We start from the raw sequence: 24,927 nt of genomic DNA on the forward strand, positions 1-24,927 counted from the left end.
ATGCTAACACTCGCAAATCACACCTTCCCTTCCCGCCTGTTAACTGGCACTGGCAAATTTAGTAACCCAGACACCATGAAAAACGCGGTACAGGCAGCCAAGAGCAGCATGGTGACCTTGGCAATGAAGCGTGTCGCCAGCCATAGTTCACAAGATGAAACGCTTTCGGCATTAAAAGCATTGGGCGTTACTCTTTTGCCGAATACGTCGGGAGCGAAGAACGCGAAAGAAGCCATATTCGCCGCCGAACTTGCATACGAAGCATTAGGTAGCCCTTGGGTGAAGCTGGAAATTCATCCAGACCAACGCTACTTGTTGCCCGACCCCATCGAAACCCTGCTTGCCGCAGAGGCACTGGTTAAAAAAGGGTTTCACGTTTTGCCTTACTGCGGAGCAGACCCCGTTTTATGTAAACGCTTAGAAGAGGTAGGCTGCGCTGCCGTTATGCCATTGGGCGCGCCTATTGGCAGTAATCAGGGATTACAAACCAAACCCTTTTTGCAAATTATTGTTGAGCAAGCGTCGATACCCGTCATTGTAGATGCAGGCGTTGGTAAGCCAAGCGAAGCTATGGCGGCCATGGAGCTGGGAGTAGACGCGGTACTGGTAAATACGGCCATCGCCACGGCTAAGGACCCAGTTGCTATGGCAGCAGCTTTCGCAAGCGCCGTAGAAACGGGGCGAAATGCCTTTGAAGCTGGACTTGGTGCTACCAGCAGTTTTGCCCAAGCCTCTAGCCCGCTTACCGCCTTTTTGGAGCCGGCGGTATGAAGGTAGCGCAGGCATTAATGCAGCAAGACTTGTCGCATGTGGCTATGTCGATAAACAGCAAAACAGCGGGCGACGTAGAACGAGCGTTAGGTAAAGATACACTTTCTTTAGACGACTTCATGGCGCTGATCTCTCCCGCTGGCGCTAAGTACTTAGAAGCCATGGCCTATCGCGCTAAAGCAATTACTCGCCATCGCTTTGGCAATACCATGCAGCTGTTTGTACCTTTGTATTTATCAAACTTGTGTGCCAACGAATGTACCTACTGCGGCTTTACAATGAGCAACAAAATAAAGCGCAAAACCCTGTCTATAAGCGAAGTGTTGACCGAAATTGAAGCCATCAAAGATTTAGGCTTTTCACAGGTGTTACTGGTTACTGGCGAACATGAAACCAAAGTGGGGATGGAATATTTTGAGCAAACACTAAGCGCCATTCGCGAAAAGGTGAGCTACCTTATGATGGAGGTACAGCCTTTAAAGCGCGAGCAATATGAAACCTTGAAGCACCTGGGCTTAGACGCAGTGTTAGTGTATCAAGAAACCTACTCACCCCAGCATTACGCTAATTACCACACTCGAGGAAAAAAACAGGACTTCTTATGGCGCTTAGAAGCCTCCGATCGCATAGGGAAAGCCGGCATTGATAAAATAGGCATTGGCGCACTACTGGGTTTAGGCGACTGGCGGGTTGATAGCGCCATGACCGCCCTTCACGGCAAATTAATACAGCAACACTACTGGCAAAGCCGTGTATCTATTGCTTTTCCGCGCCTTCGTAGCTGTGAGGGTAACAGCACTGGCGGCAACGCCCTCACCAACAGTAAACTCCCTAACGAGCGAGATCTGCTGCAGCTAATATGCGCCCACCGCATTTTTAACCCACAAGCAGAACTCTCGCTGTCTACCCGAGAGTCGGCAGTATTTCGGGATGGCGTAATGCCGCTTGGCATAACGTCTATGAGTGCAGCGTCGCAAACACAGCCTGGCGGTTACAGCGCCCCATCGAAGGCACTAAATCAATTCGATATTGACGACAACCGATCTGTATCAGACGTCGTGAGCGCACTTTCAATGAAAGGACTGGAACCCGTATGGAAAGACTGGATGCCGTTTACAGAACGTGTTTAAGCGCAAGAATACCTGTATTTTTCGTTTGAAAACTCGCGCTAAAATAGCGCACTTTTAATGGATTAATCGATTAGTTTTTGTAAGGGAAAATAAGAGAAAATTTGTTTTGCTTTCGTGCAAAACCCTCCGTACAATCCGCCCAAATTTTAGCCAGACACTTTACCTATGCGTCTGGCTTTTTTGTCTCATTTATCTCATATTAGATTTATCAAAACTAAAGGGCAGTGCGTTGGATACCGTTGAATTTATTCAAATTCGTAGATTTATAGTGAAGCTAGGCAAAATGCTGCACAAGTACGGTACCCCTGCGTTCCGTCTTGAAGCTTACCTAGGTGAAGTCGCTAAGTATTTAGGCGTACACGCTTCATTTATTTCAACGCCAACTTCACTGACTTTTGTTATCTGGAGTGACCGTCACGAAGACGAATATAACCATGCTGCGCGTTTGCTTCCTGGCGAATTAGACATGAACGCGTTGTCGCTTACCGATGAACTGGCCAGCGAACTGCTGTCGGGCAAATTAACCTTAAGTGAAGCTGACAAGCGCTTAAATGAAATAGATGCCATGGGCAGCCCTTATGGTAAATGGGTTACAGGCGTAGCCTTTGCTATGGCCACCGGCGCGTTTGCTATGCTAATGGGTGCAAGCTGGAGTGAAATTGGCTGGTCGGGTGCCTTGGGTATTGTGGCTTATCTTTGGACCTTATGGGCACAGCAGTCTAAACGCGTAAACTTGATGCTAGAGCCTGTCACCGCGTTCGTTGGCGGCATTCTTGCCTGTGCTATTGGTCAATACGTTGACCCTGGCATTAACATTCCGCTGGTTGTGCTTTCATCGGTGATTGTATTTGTACCCGGACTAGCGCTGACTATGGGCCTTGCCGAGCTTTCATCGCGAAACATGGTGTCGGGCACGGCTCGTACTATGGACGCCATCATGCAGCTGTTTAAGCTGTATTTCGGTGCTTTTTTGGGTGTATCAGTGGGCTTTAGTGCGTTTGGTGAAAACGTGTATACCCCTGCAGAATCGCTGCCTTACTGGGCTACTTGGCTAGCGGTATTCTTGCTGTGTATTGCCCTAGTTGCGATATTCAGAACGCGTATTAAACACATTCCATGGGCATTGGCCGCAGCATTTATTGCCTACAGTGCTACCGCATGGAGCTCTGACTACATGAGCCCTGGGCTAGGTGCGTTCGTGGGTGCGTTTGCATTAGGCATTTTTGCTAATGCGTTCACCCGCATTGCTAACCAACCCGCAACCATTGTGGCTATGCACGGGCTTATAGTGCTGGTGCCGGGGTCTAAGACCTATATTGGCTTGAACTCGTTTATGACAGGCCAAGACTTTGTGAAGGCCGACCATTTGGGGCAGGAAGTATTTCTTATCTTTATGTCACTAGTGGCGGGATTAATCTTTGCTAACGTGGTGGTGCCCACTAAAAAGGCGCTATAACGTAAATACAGTAACCTAAGGGTTTCACGCTAGAGCGCGGCTGGTGCCACTAGGCTGCGCAAAATCACTAGCGCAGCCTAACAAGCGGGCAAAAGGCGCTATTTAAGTAACTTGATCAACGCTCGCCCTAAACGGGCGTTGAGCGCGCCCGCAGCAATCGCTTCAGCAGAATTTTCCATAAACTTCGCCGACAAGCTGCCGCCAATTTGATTGGCAACTTCGTCGGTAGCTAAGTCAAACACGCCTTGCGCCGCAATGTTTTGCGCCAACACTTTAAGCAACTTCCAGTTGCCTGCTGTACTTGGCCTTAGCCCATACACGCGGGCCATTCGACGAATGGTACGAAAGCTAATCCATACCACAGCAAAAGTTTGAATAAGATTATTTGGGCTTATAAACGCAAGGCTTCCGGCGGTCACCGACTCTTTATTCAGCACCTTGTGCGCCTTTTCCTGAACAGGTTTTAGTACCGTGTCTTCGTACAGGCCTAATCTTTCTGGGCCTGACATATCGTCTTGAAGCTGCTGCTTATAACGGTCGAAACAATGCGCCGCGTAAGACCCTCGCGAAAAGCGTTTGCCGTGCTGGCTTAGCACGCGATCAATTTTCTGTGGCGATGCTTCTGTTCCCGCTGATGGCTTTTGTTTCGCTGAAGACCCCTTTTGCGCTGAAGGCTCTGCTCCCTTGCTAGCCAGCAAATCTCGGATAACGCTTGCATCTTCCATCGCCGTATTTACTTGCTTGTAGCCTCTCCACTCTTTAAAACTCAAAAAGCTAAAGCAGCTTACAAAACCAATCAGTAATGCGCCTAGTACGCCCGTACCGATGGGGTGTTCTGATACATTTGCCGCAAGGGTGGTATAAGCTTCAAAAACAAAAAAGCCAATTAATGAAACCACGCCAAACCCTAATGTTGCCGCACCTAACGACAGGCCACCTTTTTTAGTATCCACTTCCCATACATCCTCGGTAACTTGTTGCGGAAGTTTGGTTTCAGGCTGCGCTATGTCTAAGGTTTGTGTTTTAACTTTAGTTTTGTACTGTGGTTTTGTTACCGCATCCCTTTCATGGTCATTATTATGTTTACCATATCCAGTCACCGCATTATGCTGATCTTCCTCACCGGCATCGCCGTTAATTGCATCGCGTCTAAGCCTAGACTGGCTTGTTTCTTCTGGGCTTTCGTCAAATGTATAAGGTTTATCGCTCATTCTTACTCTCCTTTGCCCAGTAAAAACTGAAGCAATCTATCTACGCCCTTACCCGCTAAAATACGCGCCTTAAAATCGCTAGGTACACTCACATCAGGTACTGGAAAGTGGCTACCCTCTTCCATCTCTTTCAAAGTGCTGGGAATAGGTTCGAACGTAGACTCTACATAGCGGCCATCAGTGTCTTTGTAACGAATAGCATCATCATTACTACCTTCGTCGGTTACTTGCATGCTAGACACTAAAAAATGCTCGAATTGTATGGGTTTACCGTCAAACCGTGCTCTCGCCCCTTCGGTTATCTGGGTAAGTAAATTAAGTAAGTTAGCGCGCTGACTTACAGGCACTAAATCAGACTTAGTGGCCACAAACGCCACTCTGCCTATTTGTTCCTTTTTCAGCACATTGCGTGAAAACCACGTGCTTTGCCCGTACACAAAGGTGTCGGCCAGATGACTAAGAGTTTCCTTTAACTGATACAAATGCTGTCTGCTGTGGTTAAGCCCTTCAAACAAATCGACAAGAATAATTTGCTTGTCGGTTTCTTTGAAAATGGACTGCTTCAGCGGCGTTAACCACCCACTTTGGAATTTAGCAAAGTGCTTGTCGAATATTTTAAACCAAGGATGTGATACATCGCTGGTGATGCTAGACGGAAGCGGCGTAAAGCCAAAGGCCTGACAATCGAAGTCGCTCGATTCCAATAAAAAACTACCCGGTTGAAGAAGAGATATGCCGTTAGCCTTCGCTTCTACTAAATAATCGCGATAGGCATTAACCAGCAGCTGAATGTGCTGTTCGGTTGGCTCTTGCTCAAAATCAAACTGATTAACAAACGCTTTCCACTGGTTGGCAAAATACTGCTGCGGCCCACTGCTAAGCTGAGCCCACGCAGAGTCTGACCAATGAGCATAGGTTTTACTTAGCATGGGAATGTCGGTCACCCATTCTCCAGGGTAATCGATAAACTCAAACACCACATCGCTATGAGGCAGTACATGACGCTTCAATGAGGCGGTTTCTTTTAAACGCACCACCAGCTTAAAACCGAATGCTTCTTCGGTGGCTTTAGGCCATTGGCCGTTTTCAAGATCAGCAATGTTCTGTATATGCGGGAACGGTTTGTAGCCTTCAATGGGCTCTATGCGCATATCAAGCACTTGGGATGGCGGCAAATAACGTAGCAAAGGCAAACACGCATAGCCCTCTTCACTGCGGCTTTTCAGCATAGTGATAAGGCTGGTGAACAGCATAGATTTACCGCTTCGACTTAGCCCAGTAATGGTGAATCTGTGAGTTTCTTTGTTAAACACACTGCTAAGTTTGTCGCCAGTTAGCGACGCCATTGCCCGAGTCTTGTCAAAAAGCGTAGCGATATTTTTTTGCATTATTTTGTTTGTATTCTGCCTTTGCAGTTCCTATTCCCTTAAACCTAAACCTTTAAAAATAATATCCAGAGAGTGCGGCCTATACATTATTGCCCTCTCGTTATTATAGATATGCCTATAGGATTAATGTGGTTATTAAGGGGGAAAAGCAAGGGCAGTGCCAGCTAAACACGCCGCTGCGTAAAATAAGTAAAGCTAACGACGGCTAATAAACTAATGCTCGCGAGTCTTATTGAATAGCTTTTTCTTTATGCGATTTTTACTGGAGTGCCAGTGATTCTTAGGTTTGCGCGGCGCGTTTTCAATAACGTGTTCAAAATCGATATCCGACTTTTTGGTGGGCGGAACGTGAGCACAAAAGAATGTATCAATATGTGACTGGGCCAGCTTCTTTAAGCTTTCGCGATATTGGTTTGGGTGACATAACGGATATGGCGGTACTAGTTCACCTTTCACCTGTACCAATACATCGGCAATGTAAGCCTGCTGCGTGGGAATGTGCTTAAGCGTTAAATCGTGGTCGGTATGACCCGGCGTGTACATAACCTGCCAGTCAGGAAAACCGGGCAGTAACTGATTGTCGGCAAGCGTCATGTCTGGCGCTAGTATTGGGTTGTACCAAATGGGCATTCTTGGCTTGCCAATACGATTGGCCACCCACCAGGTTAGCAACAAATCTATGCCGTGAGCAGTACGCCCAGCAAATCCAGCATACCAATTAATGGCTTTGGGGTGAGATGCCACCTGCGCACCAGTACGTTCACGCAGTTTAATGGCGCCTCCGGCGTGATCTGGATGCATATGTGTAACCACAATCAGCTTTAAGTCACTTAACGGACGACCTAAGGTTTGCGTAATGTATCGACACACGTTGTCTACATCGGCGCGGCTACAGCCATCAAGCAATAGCAACCCCTTGCTGTCTTCAACAAGATAAATATGCTGTATGTAGCCTGCAAGTGTGTGAATATTCATTACTGCTTCCTTTTCACCAGAACACGCGCCAACCGTGCTATCTGACATAACTCATGCACGCTAGCACTGACCCCCACTAAGCGCTGGCAAAGTGTGGGCTGCGTGATAATGCCTATAGCGCTGAATCCTATCAGAACCTATCTGGTAAGACCAGATTCAGCGAACAAGTGTAGCATTAAATTGCGTAACCACATTAGCCCGGGCTCGCCTTCCTGCTGGCTATGCCAGTAAAGGTGTGTTTCCAACGCGGGTAGCTGATACGGCAGCTTGGTGCTAATCAGGTTATCATCGCTTACCGCATCAGCCACAGAGCCTGGCAAAGTTAACAAAGCGTTAGTGCTAGCCACCACATCTGCCGCGGCGCGATAGTTTTGGCAACGCCATAATGAAGGACGGCTTATACCTAGTTGCTGCAGCGCAATTTCTTCTACCGACGCCCCTTTTGCTCGATTCGACACCGTTATATGGCGTGCCGCCACATACTTCTTCTTATCTATATTTTGTGCCAACGGGTTTTGCTTATTCATAAGCACCTTGTAGGTGTCGCGGCGCAATAGTGAGTGAGAGATGGGCGCAGCAACAGCGCGACCAATATCGATAACAAGGTGGAGGTTTCGATTTGTTAAGTCTGCCAGCATTGTATCTCGATGTAAGCGAGTGCTTACTATTTCGACATTAGGTGCTTGTTTTTCAAGGGTCGAAAGCAGGACAGGTAAAACGCCTAATTCAAGAGACTCTTGCATGGCAATAACAAAGCGCTGATGGCTGTGTAACGGGTCGAAGTCGGCAAACTCCCCCAATGCTTTTCGAATATCGCTTAAGGCTTTTAGAATAGCGGGCGCTAACCGTTCGCAGGCCGCAGTAGGCAACATGCTTTGTTTTTCTTTAACAAAAAGTGGGTCGCCCAAAATATCCCTGAACCTGCGCATGGCATGGCTAACGGCCGATGGCGTAATGTGAAGCGCTTCAGCTACGCGGGTCATATTCCTATGCTGCCAAAGCGCTTCAAAAACCTTTAGCAGGTTTAGATCCAACTTCTCGAATTGTCTATTTTCGAACATTGCCACCACCATGAATGAGATTCACACCATTCAAGGATTATATTTCATTTCATTCACTTAACAACTTTCTCTACTATGCGTTTAACGAACAGTTATCGCACGCTTTAGAGACAGTCCCTACATTTTAACTTGCGGCGACCCAAGTGCGAGATGCGAAGCAAATACTCTCTATATTTAATTAGTACAATTTCAACGAATGTAAAAAGGTGCCCTATGGATTTTTCACATAACGACAAAACCAAAGCCTTACTAGAGAAGCTCGATAATTTTATAGCCGAGCATATAGCGCCAATTGAAGATGAAGTTTACGACTTTCACCACAAAGAGAATAATCACGGCGACTGGAAAACCTGGAAGCTGCACCCTGGTACTGAAGCGCTTAAAGCTAAAGCGCGTGAAGCAGGGTTAGCCAACCTGTTTTTGCCCGATGCCGAGCTAGGCCAGGGTCTTACCACGCTTGAATATGCCCCTATGGCAGAGCGCATGGGAAAATACCTCTTTGCACCAGAGATTTTTAACTGTAATGCGCCTGATACCGGCAATATGGAGGTGCTGTATCACTTCGGCAGCGACGCCCAAAAAGAGAAATGGCTTAAACCATTGCTTGCAGGTGAAATACGCTCAGTGTTTGGTATGACAGAGCCTGATGTTGCATCGTCTGACGCCACCAATATGGCCGCCACCATTATTGAAGATGGCGATGACGTAGTCATTAATGGTAAAAAGTGGTGGTCGACAGGGTTAGGCCATCCTAATGCTGCTATAACTATATTCATGGGTTTATCTAACCCTGATAACGACAAGCACAGTCGCCACAGTATGGTCGTAGTGCCGCTTGATACACCGGGAATTACCATTAAGCGCATGCTAGATGCCTACGGCGATTACGATGCGCCTTACGGCCACGGGGAAATGCATTTCGATAATGTGCGGGTGAGCAAAGACAACCTAATTATGGGTTTAGGCAAAGGCTTTGCTATTGCACAAGGGCGCTTGGGCCCAGGCCGTATTCACCACTGCATGCGCGCTATCGGCATGGCAGAAAAAGCGCTAGAGCTTGCTCTTAAACGCGGTCACGAACGGGTTGCGTTTGGTAAACCAATCATACGCTTAGGTGGCAACTTAGAACGCGTAGCCGATGCACGCATGGCTATTGAGCAAGCGCGTTTGCTCACGCTCCACGCCGCTTGGAAAATTGACAACTTAGGCGTAAAGCACGCTATGACCGAAATCTCAGCCATTAAAGTGGTGGTGCCGAATATGCTACAAAGCGTGGTAGATATGGCACTACAAATTCACGGCGGTGCGGGTATGTGTAGCGACTTCCCACTAGCGCGATTTGCCGCAGGCGCAAGAGCCCTTCGGTTAGCTGATGGCCCTGACGAAGTGCATAAAGGCATGGTGTCACGACTAGAGCTTAAGAAGTATCAGTAGTTATAATTGATACAAAAAATGCGGCTTCATTAAGCCGCATTTTTTATAGGTTAAACAGCTGCACCAAACAGCGCTAGTTGCCTTCTTCCCGCTGCTTTATTTTACGGTGAATAGCATCAAGCTTTTTGAAGCTTTCCCATAACTCTGGGTGTGTTGCGATTAATGCTGCAACATGGTCGTGATTTTCTTCACGAGTATTTTTGGTAAGAAATTTAATGTCGTCATCATGAGGTAATAGACCAAAGTTGATATACGTATTATCGCTTGTCGACGTATTGCTGGCTTTTTGTATCATCATAGCCCTGTAAGACTTCAAATACCTAGGCTCGCAATGCTTACGTACAATTTGGCTACCGGTGGGCTTACTGCGATGACATATCATGTCAAACTTAGCAACGTTATTAATTTCGTTGTAGAGCTCCAAAAAAGCAAAGCGCTCTTGCTCAAAAGCTGTTACGAGTTGAGGCGTTGTTTTCTGCCCCACAACATCAATTCGCTCTACTTTCTGCTTATCTAACTGGGCCATTGCGTGGCCACTGGTTAGTGAAAAAAGCGCTAAAGCAGCGCTTAGTGTGAAATGTTTTTTAAGAATACGGTTCATTTTAATTCCTGTGATTTTCATGAATTAATCTTCGTAAACTTCTTCTTTACGCTGCTCAATGCGCTGGTGAATAGCGTCTAGTTTAGTAAAGCTATCAAATAGTTCTGGATGGGTGGCAATCAACGCTGCAACATGCTCGAATGCATCTTCTCTCGTGTCGTTAGTAAGAAAGCGAATATGGTCATCGCTGGGTAAGCGGTTAAAATCAATTCCCGGGCCAGTAGACGAGACTTGCATCATCATTGAACGAAAGTCTTTCACATAACGCGGTTCGCAACTTTTACGGGCAATTTGGCTTCCAATTGGCTTGTGGTATTTACAGATTACGTCGAACTTTGCGACCTCATTAATGCTGTTATACAACTCTAGGAACTCGAAACGCTGCTTGTCGAATGCACGCTTCAGTTGGGGAGAAGTTTTCTCACCTACTACGTCGATTGTTTCGTAGCTTTGTTTATCGGTCTGTGCGGCGAGGTGGCCGCCAAGAAAAACACCTAACGTTAGTACTGACAACTTAACGGCATTTGGGAACACTTTGTTTAAGTGTTTATTCATTTGAAACTCCATCTTCTGAACGTTTTAAAACAATAGCAACTGGTCTAATTTTAATCAATTAATAAAAATTTAAATTAAGAGTCTAGGAAAACTGCTTCATTAAAGAAGGATCACAAACAAAAAATGCGGCCTAAGCCGCATTTTTATTATTCATGTTTTAATTCATATTAGAACGTATATGATGCACTCAACTGAGCGTTGATACCCGCACCGTAGTAACCAACCGTATGTAGGCTGTTAATGTACTTCTTGTCGAAGATATTGTTGATGTTCATGCGAACGGTGAAATCTTCTGTAAACGCATGTGAAGCATAAACGTTGCCTAAGAAGTAAGCGCCCTGCTTAACATTGTAGTCTACGTTGCTAATTTCAGACTGCCATCTACCACCAAAACCTACTTCAATTTCCGGCGCTTGCGGTACGGTGTAACCTAGTTGGAACGTCACTACATCACGTGGTGCCCATAGGTTAGCGTCGTTACCTTGCTCGTCTTCTACATCAATGTTGGTGTAAGACGCGTTAATGCGTAGATCATCAGTTAACTGACCCGCTAGCTCAATCTCAAAACCATCAGACTCTACCGATACGCCTTTGTAGTAGTACTGAAGAGTTTCAGGGTTAGTACCTGCATATGCTGCCAAGTTATCTTGTTCAGCGGTGAAGTAAGCGAAAGTTGTTAGTAGTCTGTCGTCGAACCACTGTGCCTTGAAGCCCGCTTCAAAGTTCTTACCTTTAGTTGGGTCAAGGTATTGGCCGTTTACGTCATACTGTTCTTGTGGCTGGTAAACGTCAGAGTAGCTCACATACGCATTAACATCTTCTGTTACCGCGTAAGTCGCACCAACATAAGGGCTGGCTTCGCTTTCTGAGTTATCGATAACCGCGCCTGCGTTTTGTCCGGTACGCTCGAAGTCGATCGCGTTAAAACCAGCAATGATGTGCATTGCGTCAGTTACGCTGAATCGAGCAGAGCCGAAGTAACGCGTTAGTGTTTGCTCAATATTTGAGTACTCAGACACACCTAACCACTCTGGCTCAGCAATCGCATCCAAGCCGTATGGAAATGCTGGTGTTGGGCCGTATGCAGGAGTAGTAGCGTAGTCAAACGCATGAACAAAAGACACGTCGTCGCTAGTAGCGTGACTTACACCAAAGTTAACTTCATGGCTGCGACCAAACAGCTCGAAATCACCGAATACACGGCCTTCTAACAGGTGAGAGTCAATTTCAGAATCGTAACGACCTGGCCAGCCAACTAAGCCTAGGCCAGTCTCTTTATCAATGGCACCGTAAGCATAAAACAGCTTACTTTCATCTTCGTAACCACGGAAGTTATAGCTAAGTAGCAATTGCCAATCGTTGTCGAACTCATAGTCTAGTTCAACAAAGGCGTTAGTGGTTTCAGTATCCCACTTAGTCCATTTTTGCGTAGTGGTGTCATTAATATCCCACTCAGCTTGCGTACCGTCGGTATAGTTGAATACTAGCCCGCCCCACGTGTTGCCGTCGGTATTGGCATCTTGGTATGACAAACCGAAGGTTATCGTTGCGTTATCCGTTAGCTGACCGTCAATAACGCCGTATACAAAGCCGCGATCGTTTTCTAAACCATCTAGGTGAGACTCTTTATCTTCAAAGCTACCTACTACACGCGCCGCCCAGCTGCCGTCTTCTGTAAGCAGCATAGAGTAGTCGCCTTGAACGCGCTTGAAGTTGTAAGAGCCAATGCTTGCACCCACTTCGCCGCCTTCTTCGTTAGTAGGACGCTTGCGCACATAGTTGATGGTGCCTGACGCGTTACCTACACCAGTAAGCAGGCCGTTCGCACCACGAATAACTTCAATTTCTTCGTAGCCGTAAGCTTCAACCGAACCGGTGACAATACCCCAGTCGTTAGGCAGGCCTACACCATCAATTTGGGTGTTTTTAATTTCAAAACCACGTGCGGTGTAGTTAGTACGGTTAGTTTCCCACTCTTCTACGTTGATCCCTGGTGCTAGCTTTAGTGCGTCGTTAATGTTGAACGCACCGAACGACTGCATAAGGTCTTCAGAAAGAATACTGATAGACTGAGGCGTTTCACTGATTTCCATGGTTAAGCCAGTTGCACCGCGGCTAACACGGTTTTGGCGAACACCTACAATACGAATTTTTTCTACGTCTGCTTCTTTAACTTCTACTGTATCGCTTTGAGTTGTTTGCGCATTTACCGACAAAGCAAACGCGATAGGCGTTAGTGCAAATAAACTGCTTAGTTTCATGGTTTTCTCTGTTATTTGGTTATGAAGGGTTAAGAACTTTACGGCGGGGGAGTATAAGATAAATTAAAGCTAATTTAAATGATAATTATTGCTATTTAAGTTTCTAAAAAGAGATTTAACAAAATGGTAAAGGTCGTCTTTCCAATACACTTGAGCGGATAAAGGCAAGTGGGCAGAGTTTGTAAAACTTATGGGTGGAGTATTCTGCAAGCGCAATGAACAGGCCATTCGGCCTCTTTATAAAGAAAAAATTGATACGGAAACAGGTGAACTAAAACAGAGTCACTTTGATGGGATAGTTTCAATTTCGCTTCGAGGAATAAAGCTAGGCGAAAAAGAAGTTATTACTAGAGTTCACGAATGGCGATTAGAAAAACGTGGCACTAGAGCCGCATAGCGGCTCAGATGCTTTTACTTGGAGTTCTGTAAATAAGTGTACTAGCTAACATTATTGGCATTTAATTGAAACAAAAACTAAGTTAAAATACTGTATATGCATACACAAGAAATAGTAACACCAAATAATCTTCACGAAGCAGAGATGAAAGCATCTCTCCTAGATCATTGGAGGGCGATGGGTAAGATCACGGTCACTGATACTATTATCAACGAATTTACTTTTAATGGCCTTAATAGACGTATCGACCTCGCCATTGTTAAAGACAATGAATTAATTGGAGTGGAAATAAAGAGTGCAGCCGATACTTTGGAGCGCTTAAGTGGACAACTCAAAGAATACGGAGAGTTCTTCGATAAAATCTATATATTTGTTTGTGAGAAACATGAGAATAAGTGTCTATCCTTACTAGGCGCTAAGCACGAACTACTGGTATTGAAAGGTAAAAATATTAAAACCGTCAAGCGAGGACGGAAGCAGCTGGTATCTGAAAAGCTAAGCTATATCAAAATGATGAGGGCTAATGAGCTTGCGCAGTTATTAAAACGTAACAATGAAAAGAGCAACTTAAAAGGTCGAAAGCAGCTTGAAGCTTTGGCGCTGAACTTGCCTAAATCGCAATTAAGGAAAAGCTCTTTTCTTTGTTTAAAACACCGTTTTTATGACAGTTCATTGGAGTTTTGGAAAACGTTAAATGAGAATGTTACTGTAAGTAACATACACTCGCTACAAAGAAACAGGACCAATGCCAAGAAAAGATTAAGAAAAGATAGTATTTCAAATACTATTAAAAATGGCAGTTGGAGTACTAGGAACCACCTCTAAAAGTTAGTTGAGTTAGTCTACCCAGTCCTCGTCTGTATCATGGGAATCGCTGTCGTTTTCATAATTGAGTTGTTGATAAAGGTGCAGATTTATTCTTACTGCCGTAGCATCTTGAGCGCTGGTAATACCATAAGAATCGCCCTGAGCAGTTAACTCAATCATTTGAGTCCCCCACAACTTCAAGTTTTCGATCCAGTAGTCTTTAGCAATCATTTCGTTCGCGATTTTCTTATATAGCCCGTGCTTCTCTCCTTCTTGAATATCGCGGCTATCTTCAAATTCTTCACGAATGAATTTCCATTCAATTTTCAGTGCATAATCAATTCTTGGCGGCGGTGTACCACTTCCCCCTGACATCCTTCCGGCTCTTGTGCTTCCATGATCAGCGTAAGTGAGTTTCTTAGGGGCAAGGGAACGACTTAGGCTCTGAAAGAGTTGCCTTTCATAAATAGACGCTTCGCCGTTTCTTTGTCCGCTAAAAGAGTAAGGGAAAGATGTTGAGGCTACAGCGATATCGCATTCGGGGAAACGGTCAGAGATGTGCTTTAAAATATCTAGATAAGCAGGTAGCTCAGCAGTATATTTACTGTCAATGTCACCTACGTCTATGACGAATATCTCATTTTCAAGCGCACAGTTTTCAAGTGTATCGAGCTTTTTTTGTAATTGTCTTGAATTCAACTCATAAAGCTTTAGATAAACGACCACCCTTCTACCGAGTCTTTTTAATCGCGATATTTGTACTTCCACCTCAGTCAAAACCTCAGTTTGAATACAGGGAATTAAATTATCGTGACTAGAGATAAAGTTGCACCAATTGCGATATCCATCAGTTGAATCAGCCAATGCAACTATTTCATGGAATACTTCTCTCGCTTCTTCCTTGACTAGTATTTCCCTCTTGGACTTTTCTAGAAAATCCGAATCTATATCAGTTATCCAAGGCCTCTTGTTAAATGAACGTTCTACTCTTTCTATGGCTTTGTCTAGAGTTTTAGCGCTCATCCAACCTTTGAGGGGAAATAATGGTAGTATTTCATCTTTAACTTTCTCGGGAAGCTCTTCAACTGCTCTCATTTCTGAAAGGCTGATCGAAAGAAGCGGTAGATATTGATAATCATGACCATTAACGAGCATACTATAACTTCCCCAACCTAATTTTTAATGCGGTTGTAGAAACTTCTGCTTCAGAAGCTACAGCTTCGTAGCGTTGCTCGTTATCCAAGTCTTTATATTTCGCTAAACTCATCTCAATCAGATGGAACGGCATTAATAAATCCGCAGCCATTCTATTTGCCTGTGCTTCTAGCGTATCTGATAGATTGGAACGGTAAAGTATATCATCTACAATTCCATCCCCTATTCTATCTCTATGAAGCAGTAAGTGCCCTATTTCGTGAGCTAAGGTAAATCGCTGTCTGGGTTTACTGTCGTGGCGATTTATACGAATAATAATTTCACCATCCGTATTTTTTATTTCACCAGAGATACCTGTATCTAGGGTAGCGCTTTTGACAACAGCACCAAATTCTCTAGCTATGGCACCTATTTTTATCGGGAGCTGGCTTTGATGAGCTAGAATTTTGTTTTGCTCTGCTTCAGTTAGAGTAGTCCACTCGGGCGAAAACTTATAATTCATGTTGCTCATTCCTTGTGCTTGAATTTGATTCGTACTCATTTAAGCTTATTCCGCGATAGATAACTTTTGCGACTGCATCAAGCAAAAATTTTCTAATCGGTTCTAACTTTTTATATTCATTTGAGTCAGAGTCACTCATAGCTTGTTTACTGAACAAATTCTCTAATTCGCTCTTTGTAGTTTCATGAATCTTATTAACGACTTCTCTGCCTGCTACTTCAGTAGCGGTCGTCTTTGCAGAGTCTAGTACTTTCTGGTAACCAATAAATGAAAAAACGGCTAAAACGATACCTAGAACAGTTAAAATAAGCGCAACACTAGCGAGCATAATACTACTCCACTGAGCGTAATCCATTGATTCATTTTGATTGCTAAGATTCTCAATCAATTCTGTTTGCTTTTTGAGGTCATTCTCTAACAAATTAACTTTTTCAGACAACTTAGAGTTTTGCTTCTGAAGCAACTCAATCAATACTAATCTATCGTCACTACTTTGATTCGTCTTAGAAATAGATAAAGGCGCACTAGATTCGCTTACAATAGGTCTTAGTTCGTGGAGTTGGGGGTTATTTGCAAACGCTAGTGTAGGATTTATGAGAATCAGTAAGAGAACCAAAATTATGCTAGTGGCATGAAATAATAGAGTTTTCGCAAACGACATATAGATATATCCATTATCTAGAATGATTGGAATTTACAATATGTAAGCTCAAATAGCTAATAAAAGAAGAAAAGCACTGCTACATATTTCAAAAAAGAGATTTTTAGGAAAATATAATCAGGCTACAGCCCTTTAAAAATGGCACACCCAGCGCGATTCGAACGCGCGACCTTTGCCTCCGGAGTGAAAAGCCATTGCTCAGCTTTTCATGGGTTAACTCTCAATCGCCCTATCAAGGCTTTCATCATTGTCGAAATAAAGCTGGCTCAGCCGGCTTTTCTTTATTTGGTATGTCGCACTGGCAAGGCTAGCGCTTCTTTAAAGCTACTATATTCTTCATCGGACACCTCGCGCTATGGTTTTGCCACCCGCTTTTTTAATACGGGTAATTATTAGCGCTAATTGAGTTTATAATACCGGTTAAACAGTTTTAGAATTACATCGACCAACTTGAGTAGAACATGGCCCATAAAGTACGTTATAAGTTTAAAGGTGTGGCAAAAGAGATAAATTTTTCTTACAGCCGCCATCAAAATATGCATGAAGCCGTGGCCGAAGCTGAGGGAATAGATCTTTCCCAGTTCCTGCAAACTGAACAGCAACTTGCCGCTATCAGTAAAGACAAAAAAACCGTAAGAAACTTCAGAGATACCGAATTTGCAAAAATGGGGTTTTCTGATTTGTACTTTTTAAAAAACGGGCAAGAATGATGGTTGCGCCCTTTCAACACATACTAGACCTTTGAGCTACTTTGCTTTTGGGGATTAACGGCCAAACCTTAAAAAATGGAGGGCTCGATAGTGTTCGAACCTCTGACACCGAAGTGCAAAGCTACCAATAAGCGCTTTATTGGTTACCCTCAACCAACTCATGAAAAGCCTCAATCGCCTTATCAAAGCTTTCATCATTATCGAAATAAAGCTGACTTAGTCGGCTTTTCTTGATTTTGTAGGTAGCGCTGGCAAAGGCTAGTGCTTCTCTAAAGCTGCTAAACTCTTCGTCGAACACTTTAAACACCTCGCGTTGTGGTTTTGCCACCCGCGTAATACTCCCATTCACTTCATAATCGAACCCTGAAAATTGAAGGCGGGAAAGGGTTTCTTTGCCTAATCGCATGCCACCTTTTAGGCTTATTTGAAATGCCGCGTCCATTTCTTCAATTTCTTCCATACTCCAGTGGTTAAACACCCGAATGGCCTTTTTGTACTTTTCCGCCAACCGCTTTTTTAACACGGTTATTCTGGGTTCTAGCGTGGCGTTGTTTTCATTTTTTAAAAGATCAGTGCATTCGTTGCATGCAGGCACGGAAATAAAGTCGGCCTGTAGATGTCCGTCTTGCCAGTCGTGAATGAATTTTATGGGTGGAATAAAGTCTTGCCGTGCAGCTTCGCAGCCGCAGTAAATGCAGCGATTAAAATCAGCCGAACGTACCGCGTTTAGTGGCTGATAGAATTTCTGATAATTCTTAACTGACATTCTGCTACATGCGTAAAGTTGAAAGGGTGCAAACGGTGATTACAGTACCACAGTCGCTTTTTTAGGGTACGCTAATTGTGCTCAGCTAATACAAACGCCGCCCTTGTGCGGCGTTTGTTTCATTCAGATACGATAAAAGCTACAACCGCGACGGTCTGCTGTGCGGGTCGCCCTCAACGTGGCCTTTTGGCGGTCTTTGTTTAGGCTTTGCGGCAATAGGCGTTTCACCATCACTCTCTTCGCCTTCTTCATCAATATCCCATGTACCTTCTTCGCTCCACGGGTCGTCGTCGGGGAATTCCCCTATATTGATTTCTTTTACCGAGTAATCGGGCTGGTAACGCATGTCATAATTGGCCGCCCGCACTATGGCAATACATAACATTAAGGCCACAGCTAATAGCGGAACACCCCCTATTATCGACGCCGTTTGAAGCGTTTCTAATCCACCTACAAACATAAGCACTATAGGCATAAACGATAACGCGAATGCCCAGAACAAACGGTTCCACCGCAATGGCTCTTCGTCTACTTCTTTTTGCACTACAGCTGCCAGAATGTAAGAAATGGAGTCGAAGGTAGTTGCGGTAAATATTAGCGCTAATAAAGTGAATACAAAAATGACTATGTAGTCCAATGGCAGCGTATGTAGCATGGCGAAAATCGCGGCCGTAGGGCTTTCTTGGTTAAGAATACTCACCACGTCTAGTTCACCCGAAAGCTGCAAATACAAGCCATAATTTCCCATTACCATGAAGAATAAAAAGCAGCCCATAGTGCCGAAGAACATAGAGCCCGCCACCATAGTACGAATAGTCCGCCCCCTTGAAATGCGCGCGATAAAAAGCCCTACGCTTGGTGCAAATACCAACCACCATGCCCAGTAGAATATGGTCCAGTCTTGAGGGAAATGCGTGTTTTGAAAGCCATTAAATTCGGCAAAAGGCTCTAGCCAGGTAGCCATTTTAATAATGTTGCTAAGTACTCGGCCCAAAGCATCTAGGCCGGTATTGGCCATAAACAACGTAGGTCCCACAACAAATATAAATAGTAGCAATCCTATGGCCAGCCAAAAATTAATGTCTGACAGCAGCTTAATACCCTTCTTTAAGCCTACATACGCGCTGTAACCAAAGATAGCAGTACAGGTTACTAGCACCAGAACTTGGGTGGTAAGCGATTTAGGTACGCCGAATAGTTCATGCACCCCTTCGTTGATCATAGGCGCAGCCAAACCTAACGTGGTCGCCCCGCCGCCTAACATTCCGAAGATAAAGCTGATGTCGATAATTTTACCCAGCCAGCCATGAGCCATTTTCTCGCCAATAACCGGCATAAGGGCTTCAGATATTTTAAGTACGCTGTGATTGCGCACATAGTAGAAGTACGCAATAGGTACGGCGGGAATGAGGTAAATTGCCCAGGCAAGCGGGCCCCAGTGGAAGATACCGTAGGCTGCAGCCCATTTTGCGGCTTCGGGGGTTTCACCTTCTACGTGAAACGGTGGCGCTTGGTAGTAGTACACCCATTCAATCATGGACCAATACAAAATAGACGCGCCTATGCCTGCACAAAACAGCATGGCAGCCCATGATACTGGCGAGAACTCGGGTTTCTCTTCCGGGTCGCCTAGTTTTATTTGTCCAATGTCGCTGAACATGATGTAAACCATGAACCCACCAGCGCCAACGCCAAGCAAGAGGTATAAAACACCTAGTTTACTGGTTACGAAGTCTTTTGCGGCTGCCACCCACTGTGCGCCTTGGTCCGGCCAAATAATTAGGGGAATGGTGACAGAGAGAAGAAGAATAAGAGAGCCAAAAAAAGTGGGCTTGTCGATTACGCTAAACGCGCCTTCCTGTTTAATAATGGCCTTGGAGGAGGCCGCATCTCGGGTATTACTACTCATACACGATCCTTTGTTTTGTTTTTATAGATGCCCTATACGTTTGGCTTTAAACGGGCGATCTTAAAAAACAGTTTATCAGAATTGTGTTAGCTATTGGGCTGCTTCAAATCGGTGTGCGTTTATTCATTCGTGCTTTGGTTGTTAGCATGCCCATGCCCAATGCGGCCATGGATACTGCAATAACGCCGTTTAGATAGTTGAAGAACGCGTAGGGCACGTAATCGAGCACGTCAACGCCCAGGGTGGCAGAGTAAAACGCACCAGCCGTTGTCCATGGAATAAGGCCTGTGGTCATAGTGGCACCTTCTTCTACCGACCGAGATAGCACAGCGGGGTCAAGGTTCTGCTGTTCATATTTCGGTTTAAACAGCTGGCAATTCAAAATGATAGAGATATAGGCCTCGCCCATGGCCACATTGCCTAGAAAACCAGACGCAATGGTCACGGCAATTAGGGTTGCTGTGCGTTTTACCCGTTCAATAATGCCTTTCAGTAACGCAGCTAGAAAGCCTGCACCGTGCAGTATGCCGCCCAATGCGATTGCCATTAAGGCGAGGAGCAACGTCCAGCTCATGCTACTAATGCCGCCTCGTCCTAGTAAGGCATCTAAATTTGCGATACCCGTATTTTGAGGGGTGTTTTCCCACAATGCGTTAAGCACGCTAATGGTATTGGTGTCTTGATAGAAAATGGCGATGATAACGGCCAGCAAAACACTGCACGACATGGTTACTTCAGCCGGCACTTTCTTGATACTCATTACCGTAAGCAACACCAGCGGCAACAGTGTTATATAGGGTGCAAGGTTATAGTGACTGGCGAGTGCAGCTTTTATTTTGATTATTTCGTCAACATTTAAGTTTTGGTCTGCATAGCTAAAGCCTATTACCAAGAAAATTACAAAAGTTAGAAGAAAGCTAGGCAGTGTAGTTAGCAGCATGGCGTACATATGCCGATACAGGTTGGTACCCGCGCTCATGGATGCGAGATTGGTGGTATCAGACACCGGGGACATTTTATCGCCAAACGTCGCACCACATACCACCATGCCTGCCACAATGGGCAGTGGTATGTTCATAGCAGCGCCAATACCCATCAGCACTACACCCATAGTGCCCACCGTCCCCCACGATGTGCCTGTAGCCACCGACATTACCGCACACAAAATTAATCCCACCGCAAGAAATATGCTGGGGTTTAGCCAACTTAAACCGTAATAAATTAGCGTTGAGATAGTGCCACTTTGCATAAAGCTGGCGATAACCATACCAATGAGGATAAAAATATAGATTGCTGGCATGGCCCGGGTTAATGCGCTGGTCATTAAATCGCGGATTTGCAGGTACTTGTACCCCAAGCTAAAGGCATTGATACCAGCCCATAGCAAACACAGAAATAGTAATGCATGCAGGCTAATGCCCAGGCCAAACAATCCGCCTGCTATCAGTGCGACAATAACACCAAAACAAAGTAGTGACTGAGTAAAGCTTGGGCGTTGAATAGACTGCGGCGACATTATAGGCACGTTGATACGCTTTAAAATGAACTAGTGAAAAACAGTATAACGACTTTGCTATGCGTTGGAATGACTTTGATGTTGCATTGGATTGGACGTTAGAGTTGCAGCCACGTCTAAGGTAGGCGTGCTCGATTCTGATATAGAAAGGCTGAAGGAGATTATTCCTTCATAGGTCACTAGAAAAGGAAATGGCCCGCCCTAGAGGATTCGAACCTCTGACCTCGGCCTCCGGAGGGCCGCGCTCTATCCAGCTGAGCTAAGGGCGGATCGTGCTTCGGTTGTAATAACCGTGTACGTTCGCAAAGAAAAAATACGCAGTTAAATGTACGCTGCAAACGGGGCGTAATAATACTTACGCGGTGGGTTGGCTTCAACTCATTTATTAAAATCTCTTTAGGTGGCTTGGAACAAGTGTTAAAAATCCTTACTTTTTATGGGTAATTGGCTTCAAATAGTTGTTCAACCCCAATTAACCGTTATAATCTGGCCAGTTATATTTTAAACAAATTCATCATTGCCTGGAGACAGATGTGAAATTAAAGACTTGGTTAACTGTTGCTGCTACTGCGCTAACTGTTTTTGCAGCACAAGCACAAGAAATGAGTAACGATGAAATTGCCGATCGCATTAAGCCGGTAGGTCAGGTACACGTTGCAGGCGCAGCGGCTGAAGGAAGTGCTGGCGCAGCTGGCGGTGCAAAGTCTGGTGAAGACGTTTACAACTCTGCATGTGTTGCATGTCACTCAGCAGGCGTTTTAGGAGCTCCTAAAGTTCACGTTGCAGCAGACTGGCAACCACGTCTAGACGAGCGCGGTCTTGATGGCGTATGGCAAAACGCATTGAACGGTATTAACGCTATGCCTCCTCGTGGTACATGCGGTAACTGTTCTGATGACGAAATTAAAGCTGCAATCGAGTATATGATTGAAGGTATCTAATACCCGCTAAATCGTAACAACTTGATGGAAAAAGTAGCGTTTTACCCTCTAATCGGGTAATTTAACTCTTTGGGGAAACGTTACTTTTTTACTGGCGAGCGGAATGTCACAAGATTCGACGCAACATGAGTTGACGGAAGAAGAACTGCGCGAACTTATACCGCAGCTTCAGCAACTCACTGACAAGTACAAGCGCGCTGAACGTGTTCAGAAGGCGCTTTTCGACATTTCTGAACTTGCCAGTTCTGTAAGTCACCTTAATCGCCTTTATTCCGCTATTCATGAAATCATTGCCGATTTTATGAATGCCGATAACTTCTTTGTCGCCTTTTACGAACCCGACAGTAACGTTGTCGATTTCGCTTACTTCATTGACGAATTCGACGAACAAACCGTTCGCCAGCTCCCCGCTGAATCGTTAATGGACGGCATGACCGGTTACATTCTTAAAACCGGTGATCATCTATTTTACAAACGTGACGATGAAGAAAACTTTGCCTCTCAGCATGATATAAAGCTAGTTGGCTCGCAGCCTTTTGAGCTGCTGGGCGTGCCCCTTAAACGGGGAAGCCAAGTCATAGGTGCCATGGTAGTGCAAACTTATGATGAAGGTGTGCACTATACGCAAGAAGATTTAGAAGTACTGCTGTTCGTTTCTCAACACATCGTTACCACGGTTGATAGAGTAAAAAACCGTGAGCTCACTGAACGCACCATCCGCGAACGCACCCGCCAACTGCGAAAAATTAACGACGACCTCCAAGAAGAAATATTAGAGCGCCAAAAAGTAGAGTCGCTACAGCAGGCTTTATTCGAGATATCTGAGCTGGCGGCTAACCTTGAAGGCGATATGGATGTGTTTTACTCCAGTCTGCACGAAATTTTAGCCAGGCTAATTAGCGCACCTAACTGTTACATTGCCATTCTTGATAAGGAAAAAGAGCTACTCGCATTCCCGTATTTTAGTGACGCACAAGAAAAGAACATAAGTTCAAGGCCTTTGGGGCTTGGTCTAACTGAATTCGTATTGCGAACGGGGCAAGCTGAGCTGGTCAATCCGCCCAGAGTATTGGAGCTTGCAGAGTCTGGCGATTTGGATGTGTCGGTTGCGCAAACTATGCTAAACAGTGCGAACTCGTGGTTAGGTTCGCCGCTTGTTGTAGATGGAGAAATAGCAGGTGTTATTGCTGTACAAACCTACGGTAAACACGCTAAATACAATTCTCGCGACCAAGAGCTTTTGCGCTTTGTATCACACCATATCGCGGTAGCCATTGAGCGTAAGCGCAATACCGAGTCGATGCAGCGCTATAACGTTGAGCTTGAGGAGCGCGTTAAAGAACGCACAGCCGAGCTAAACCGTGCTAATAAGTTCTTAAAGCAACAAATTGAAGAGCGTAAAGAGATTGAGCTTAAGCTTATTCACGATGCGCATCACGACTCGTTAACTGATTTGCCTAACCGTGCCATGTTCACTAGCCGCTTAGAGCTGGCTATTGCCAGTAAGCAGCGTTACAGCGAAAACATGTTTGCGGTGCTGTTTATCGACCTAGACCGCTTTAAAGTTATTAACGATACCCTAGGTCATCACGCCGGCGATGAGTTCTTAATTGAAGTAGCTAGACGTATTGCACTGTGTATTCGTGGTCACGACCTGCTAGCGCGCTTAGGCGGCGATGAGTTTGTTGTACTGCTTGATAACTTTGAAGATGAAGCAGACGTAGAAGAAGTGGCTAGCCGTATAATTTCATCTATTTCCGAACCGTTCTTGCTTGATGGTCGAGAGATGTATTCAGGTGCAAGTATTGGTATTGCGCACTTAGAAACCTATTATCGCGCCGCTGATGAAGTGCTTCGTGATGCCGATGCCGCTATGTATCAAGCGAAAACGCTAGGCCGCGGACGCTTTGTTATGTTCGACAAGAGCATGCGCGACAGGCTTATTGAAGAACTTGAGCTTGAAAATGAGTTCAGACGTGCACTGCGTGAAGAAGAGTTCGATTACTTCCTACAGCCCGTTATAAAGCTTAATGACGACAGCACGCTGTATAAAGAGATGTATATTCGCTGGTCGCACCCTGCCTACGGCAAGATTGCCAGAGAGCAGTTTAGACAAGTGGCAGAACATAGTGGCCTTACGCTAGATTTAGACTTGTTCCAGCTAACCAAAGCCTGCGAGCTGTTAAACCATTATAAAAACACCGACGACCCGATAAATAAAATAGCGGTTAACGTTTCAATTAATCATTTGCTACAGGCATCTATGGTAAACCAGATGATTAATGTGATTGAAACATCAGGTATTACGCCTAGCCAGCTGGTATTTGAGTTTGATGAAAACGACTTAAATCGCCGTTCTCAGTTCATTCTTCCTGCTATTAAGAAGCTAAAACGTGCGGGCGTAACTTTGGTGCTGGATAACTTTGGAAGCGGATTGGCTTCATTGAGTTATTTGTTTGCCTACCCCTTCGACTTCATCAAAATTGATCATCGCTTTGTTAAGTCACTGCCTCGCTCTCAACGAAACTTAAAACTTATTCAGTCTGTTATGCTTATTTCAGAGCACTTGAAGTTTCAGGTTATTGCTGAAGGCGTAGACTCACAGGCGCAGCTAGATGCACTTAATGAAATTGAATGCATTTATGGTCAAGGCAAAGTATTGAAGCACGCCAAAGTGCTGGATATGACGTCGCTAGCAAGCTGATAGTTAGTACTTACTT

Annotated in this window: 21 protein-coding genes and 1 tRNA gene; 8 read left to right on the plus strand and 14 right to left on the minus strand. The window is 45.0% G+C overall.

Annotated elements, in window-relative coordinates:
* From MHN00_RS18775 to MHN00_RS18785, 3 genes are all read left to right on the plus strand, one after another.
* On the plus strand, positions 1 to 771 hold the full coding sequence (locus MHN00_RS18775) for a thiazole synthase (protein WP_239302045.1): 771 nt from the start codon (positions 1 to 3) through the stop codon (positions 769 to 771).
* Complete coding sequence (gene thiH / locus MHN00_RS18780; protein WP_101563236.1) at positions 768 to 1,901, plus strand: 2-iminoacetate synthase ThiH; 1,134 nt, start codon at positions 768 to 770, stop codon at positions 1,899 to 1,901. Before MHN00_RS18775 ends, thiH begins: the two co-directional genes overlap by 4 nt.
* Positions 1,902 to 2,130: 229 nt before the next feature.
* Positions 2,131 to 3,357 (plus strand): threonine/serine exporter family protein, encoded by a 1,227-nt coding sequence (locus tag MHN00_RS18785; protein ID WP_014947791.1) that lies wholly within the window; start codon positions 2,131 to 2,133, stop codon positions 3,355 to 3,357.
* 98 nt (positions 3,358 to 3,455) lie between these two features.
* On the opposite strand, the gene MHN00_RS18790 is transcribed toward MHN00_RS18785, so the two are convergent.
* The 4 genes from MHN00_RS18790 to MHN00_RS18805 all read right to left on the minus strand — a co-directional run bounded on the left by MHN00_RS18790 (position 3,456) and on the right by MHN00_RS18805 (position 7,992).
* Positions 3,456 to 4,568: a YcjF family protein gene (locus MHN00_RS18790; protein ID WP_239302046.1), complete on the minus strand. Its 1,113-nt coding sequence runs from the start codon at positions 4,566 to 4,568 to the stop codon at positions 3,456 to 3,458.
* A 2-nt stretch (positions 4,569 to 4,570) separates the two neighbouring features.
* Positions 4,571 to 5,956, minus strand: coding sequence for a YcjX family protein (locus MHN00_RS18795; protein WP_239302047.1), 1,386 nt, complete (start codon positions 5,954 to 5,956; stop codon positions 4,571 to 4,573).
* A 213-nt stretch (positions 5,957 to 6,169) separates the two neighbouring features.
* Positions 6,170 to 6,931, minus strand: coding sequence for an MBL fold metallo-hydrolase (locus MHN00_RS18800; protein WP_014947788.1), 762 nt, complete (start codon positions 6,929 to 6,931; stop codon positions 6,170 to 6,172).
* Positions 6,932 to 7,068: 137 nt separating this feature from the next.
* On the minus strand, positions 7,069 to 7,992 hold the full coding sequence (locus MHN00_RS18805; protein WP_075177690.1) for a LysR family transcriptional regulator: 924 nt from the start codon (positions 7,990 to 7,992) through the stop codon (positions 7,069 to 7,071).
* 213 nt (positions 7,993 to 8,205) lie between these two features.
* On the opposite strand from MHN00_RS18805, the gene MHN00_RS18810 reads away from it, so the two are divergent.
* Complete coding sequence (locus MHN00_RS18810; RefSeq protein WP_239302048.1) at positions 8,206 to 9,426, plus strand: acyl-CoA dehydrogenase family protein; 1,221 nt, start codon at positions 8,206 to 8,208, stop codon at positions 9,424 to 9,426.
* A gap of 73 nt (positions 9,427 to 9,499) precedes the next feature.
* On the opposite strand, the gene MHN00_RS18815 is transcribed toward MHN00_RS18810, so the two are convergent.
* The 3 genes from MHN00_RS18815 to MHN00_RS18825 all read right to left on the minus strand — a co-directional run bounded on the left by MHN00_RS18815 (position 9,500) and on the right by MHN00_RS18825 (position 12,843).
* Entirely contained in the window at positions 9,500 to 10,027 is a 528-nt protein-coding gene (locus tag MHN00_RS18815) for a hypothetical protein (protein WP_239302049.1), read from the minus strand.
* Between the two features lie 24 nt (positions 10,028 to 10,051).
* A complete protein-coding gene (locus tag MHN00_RS18820) occupies positions 10,052 to 10,582 on the minus strand; it encodes a hypothetical protein (protein WP_039227006.1) in 531 nt (176 codons plus the stop codon).
* Positions 10,583 to 10,749: 167 nt separating this feature from the next.
* A complete protein-coding gene (locus MHN00_RS18825; RefSeq protein WP_239302050.1) occupies positions 10,750 to 12,843 on the minus strand; it encodes a TonB-dependent siderophore receptor in 2,094 nt (697 codons plus the stop codon).
* A 493-nt stretch (positions 12,844 to 13,336) separates the two neighbouring features.
* Here MHN00_RS18825 and MHN00_RS18830 point away from each other — a divergent pair, with 493 nt between their 5' ends.
* Positions 13,337 to 14,065 carry a sce7726 family protein gene (locus tag MHN00_RS18830; RefSeq protein ID WP_239302051.1) on the plus strand — a complete coding sequence of 243 codons (729 nt, stop codon included), beginning with the start codon at positions 13,337 to 13,339 and terminating at the stop codon, positions 14,063 to 14,065.
* A gap of 12 nt (positions 14,066 to 14,077) precedes the next feature.
* On the opposite strand, the gene MHN00_RS18835 is transcribed toward MHN00_RS18830, so the two are convergent.
* The 3 genes from MHN00_RS18835 to MHN00_RS18845 are packed head-to-tail and all read right to left on the minus strand — an operon-like array spanning position 14,078 to position 16,365.
* Positions 14,078 to 15,202: a beta family protein gene (locus MHN00_RS18835; protein WP_239302052.1), complete on the minus strand. Its 1,125-nt coding sequence runs from the start codon at positions 15,200 to 15,202 to the stop codon at positions 14,078 to 14,080.
* Between the two features lies 1 nt (position 15,203).
* On the minus strand, positions 15,204 to 15,704 hold the full coding sequence (locus tag MHN00_RS18840) for an ImmA/IrrE family metallo-endopeptidase (RefSeq protein ID WP_239302053.1): 501 nt from the start codon (positions 15,702 to 15,704) through the stop codon (positions 15,204 to 15,206).
* Positions 15,694 to 16,365 carry a hypothetical protein gene (locus MHN00_RS18845; protein WP_239302054.1) on the minus strand — a complete coding sequence of 224 codons (672 nt, stop codon included), beginning with the start codon at positions 16,363 to 16,365 and terminating at the stop codon, positions 15,694 to 15,696. Before MHN00_RS18845 ends, MHN00_RS18840 begins: the two co-directional genes overlap by 11 nt.
* A 461-nt stretch (positions 16,366 to 16,826) precedes the next feature.
* On the opposite strand from MHN00_RS18845, the gene MHN00_RS18850 reads away from it, so the two are divergent.
* Positions 16,827 to 17,075 (plus strand): DUF2960 family protein, encoded by a 249-nt coding sequence (locus MHN00_RS18850; protein WP_014947779.1) that lies wholly within the window; start codon positions 16,827 to 16,829, stop codon positions 17,073 to 17,075.
* A 136-nt stretch (positions 17,076 to 17,211) separates the two neighbouring features.
* Here MHN00_RS18850 and MHN00_RS18855 read toward each other — a convergent pair whose 3' ends face one another.
* The 4 genes from MHN00_RS18855 to MHN00_RS18870 form a co-directional block, all read right to left on the minus strand.
* On the minus strand, positions 17,212 to 17,841 hold the full coding sequence (locus MHN00_RS18855; protein ID WP_239302056.1) for a hypothetical protein: 630 nt from the start codon (positions 17,839 to 17,841) through the stop codon (positions 17,212 to 17,214).
* A gap of 139 nt (positions 17,842 to 17,980) precedes the next feature.
* A complete protein-coding gene (locus MHN00_RS18860; protein ID WP_239302058.1) occupies positions 17,981 to 19,750 on the minus strand; it encodes a BCCT family transporter in 1,770 nt (589 codons plus the stop codon).
* A 103-nt stretch (positions 19,751 to 19,853) separates the two neighbouring features.
* Positions 19,854 to 21,266 carry a Na+/H+ antiporter NhaC gene (nhaC, locus tag MHN00_RS18865; protein WP_239302060.1) on the minus strand — a complete coding sequence of 471 codons (1,413 nt, stop codon included), beginning with the start codon at positions 21,264 to 21,266 and terminating at the stop codon, positions 19,854 to 19,856.
* Positions 21,267 to 21,458: 192 nt separating this feature from the next.
* Positions 21,459 to 21,535: transfer RNA gene (locus MHN00_RS18870), tRNA-Arg, on the minus strand.
* Between the two features lie 264 nt (positions 21,536 to 21,799).
* Here MHN00_RS18870 and MHN00_RS18875 point away from each other — a divergent pair.
* Together MHN00_RS18875 and MHN00_RS18880 are read left to right on the plus strand one after the other, a co-directional pair.
* A complete protein-coding gene (locus MHN00_RS18875) occupies positions 21,800 to 22,207 on the plus strand; it encodes a c-type cytochrome (RefSeq protein WP_014947775.1) in 408 nt (135 codons plus the stop codon).
* Between the two features lie 103 nt (positions 22,208 to 22,310).
* Complete coding sequence (locus tag MHN00_RS18880) at positions 22,311 to 24,911, plus strand: EAL domain-containing protein (protein WP_014947774.1); 2,601 nt, start codon at positions 22,311 to 22,313, stop codon at positions 24,909 to 24,911.
* Positions 24,912 to 24,927 lie beyond the last annotated feature (16 nt).

The organism is Alteromonas sp. Cnat2-8, from assembly GCF_022348355.1.
Classification (GTDB): Bacteria; Pseudomonadota; Gammaproteobacteria; order Enterobacterales; family Alteromonadaceae; genus Alteromonas; species Alteromonas macleodii.

Excerpts from the sequence above, each read along its gene's own strand:
- MHN00_RS18840 (WP_239302053.1), bottom strand. The coding sequence starts at position 15,704 with ATGAATTATAAGTTTTCGCCCGAGTGGACTACTCTAACTGAAGCAGAG.
- MHN00_RS18835 (WP_239302052.1), bottom strand. The coding sequence starts at position 15,202 with ATGCTCGTTAATGGTCATGATTATCAATATCTACCGCTTCTTTCGATC.
- MHN00_RS18810 (WP_239302048.1), top strand. The coding sequence starts at position 8,206 with ATGGATTTTTCACATAACGACAAAACCAAAGCCTTACTAGAGAAGCTC.
- nhaC (WP_239302060.1), bottom strand. The coding sequence starts at position 21,266 with ATGTCGCCGCAGTCTATTCAACGCCCAAGCTTTACTCAGTCACTACTT.
- MHN00_RS18855 (WP_239302056.1), bottom strand. The coding sequence starts at position 17,841 with ATGTCAGTTAAGAATTATCAGAAATTCTATCAGCCACTAAACGCGGTA.
- MHN00_RS18815 (WP_239302049.1), bottom strand. The coding sequence starts at position 10,027 with ATGAACCGTATTCTTAAAAAACATTTCACACTAAGCGCTGCTTTAGCG.
- MHN00_RS18860 (WP_239302058.1), bottom strand. The coding sequence starts at position 19,750 with ATGAGTAGTAATACCCGAGATGCGGCCTCCTCCAAGGCCATTATTAAA.
- MHN00_RS18850 (WP_014947779.1), top strand. The coding sequence starts at position 16,827 with ATGGCCCATAAAGTACGTTATAAGTTTAAAGGTGTGGCAAAAGAGATA.
- thiH (WP_101563236.1), top strand. The coding sequence starts at position 768 with ATGAAGGTAGCGCAGGCATTAATGCAGCAAGACTTGTCGCATGTGGCT.
- MHN00_RS18775 (WP_239302045.1), top strand. The coding sequence starts at position 1 with ATGCTAACACTCGCAAATCACACCTTCCCTTCCCGCCTGTTAACTGGC.
- MHN00_RS18845 (WP_239302054.1), bottom strand. The coding sequence starts at position 16,365 with ATGTCGTTTGCGAAAACTCTATTATTTCATGCCACTAGCATAATTTTG.
- MHN00_RS18830 (WP_239302051.1), top strand. The coding sequence starts at position 13,337 with ATGCATACACAAGAAATAGTAACACCAAATAATCTTCACGAAGCAGAG.
- MHN00_RS18805 (WP_075177690.1), bottom strand. The coding sequence starts at position 7,992 with ATGTTCGAAAATAGACAATTCGAGAAGTTGGATCTAAACCTGCTAAAG.
- MHN00_RS18820 (WP_039227006.1), bottom strand. The coding sequence starts at position 10,582 with ATGAATAAACACTTAAACAAAGTGTTCCCAAATGCCGTTAAGTTGTCA.
- MHN00_RS18880 (WP_014947774.1), top strand. The coding sequence starts at position 22,311 with ATGTCACAAGATTCGACGCAACATGAGTTGACGGAAGAAGAACTGCGC.
- MHN00_RS18790 (WP_239302046.1), bottom strand. The coding sequence starts at position 4,568 with ATGAGCGATAAACCTTATACATTTGACGAAAGCCCAGAAGAAACAAGC.
- MHN00_RS18800 (WP_014947788.1), bottom strand. The coding sequence starts at position 6,931 with ATGAATATTCACACACTTGCAGGCTACATACAGCATATTTATCTTGTT.
- MHN00_RS18825 (WP_239302050.1), bottom strand. The coding sequence starts at position 12,843 with ATGAAACTAAGCAGTTTATTTGCACTAACGCCTATCGCGTTTGCTTTG.
- MHN00_RS18795 (WP_239302047.1), bottom strand. The coding sequence starts at position 5,956 with ATGCAAAAAAATATCGCTACGCTTTTTGACAAGACTCGGGCAATGGCG.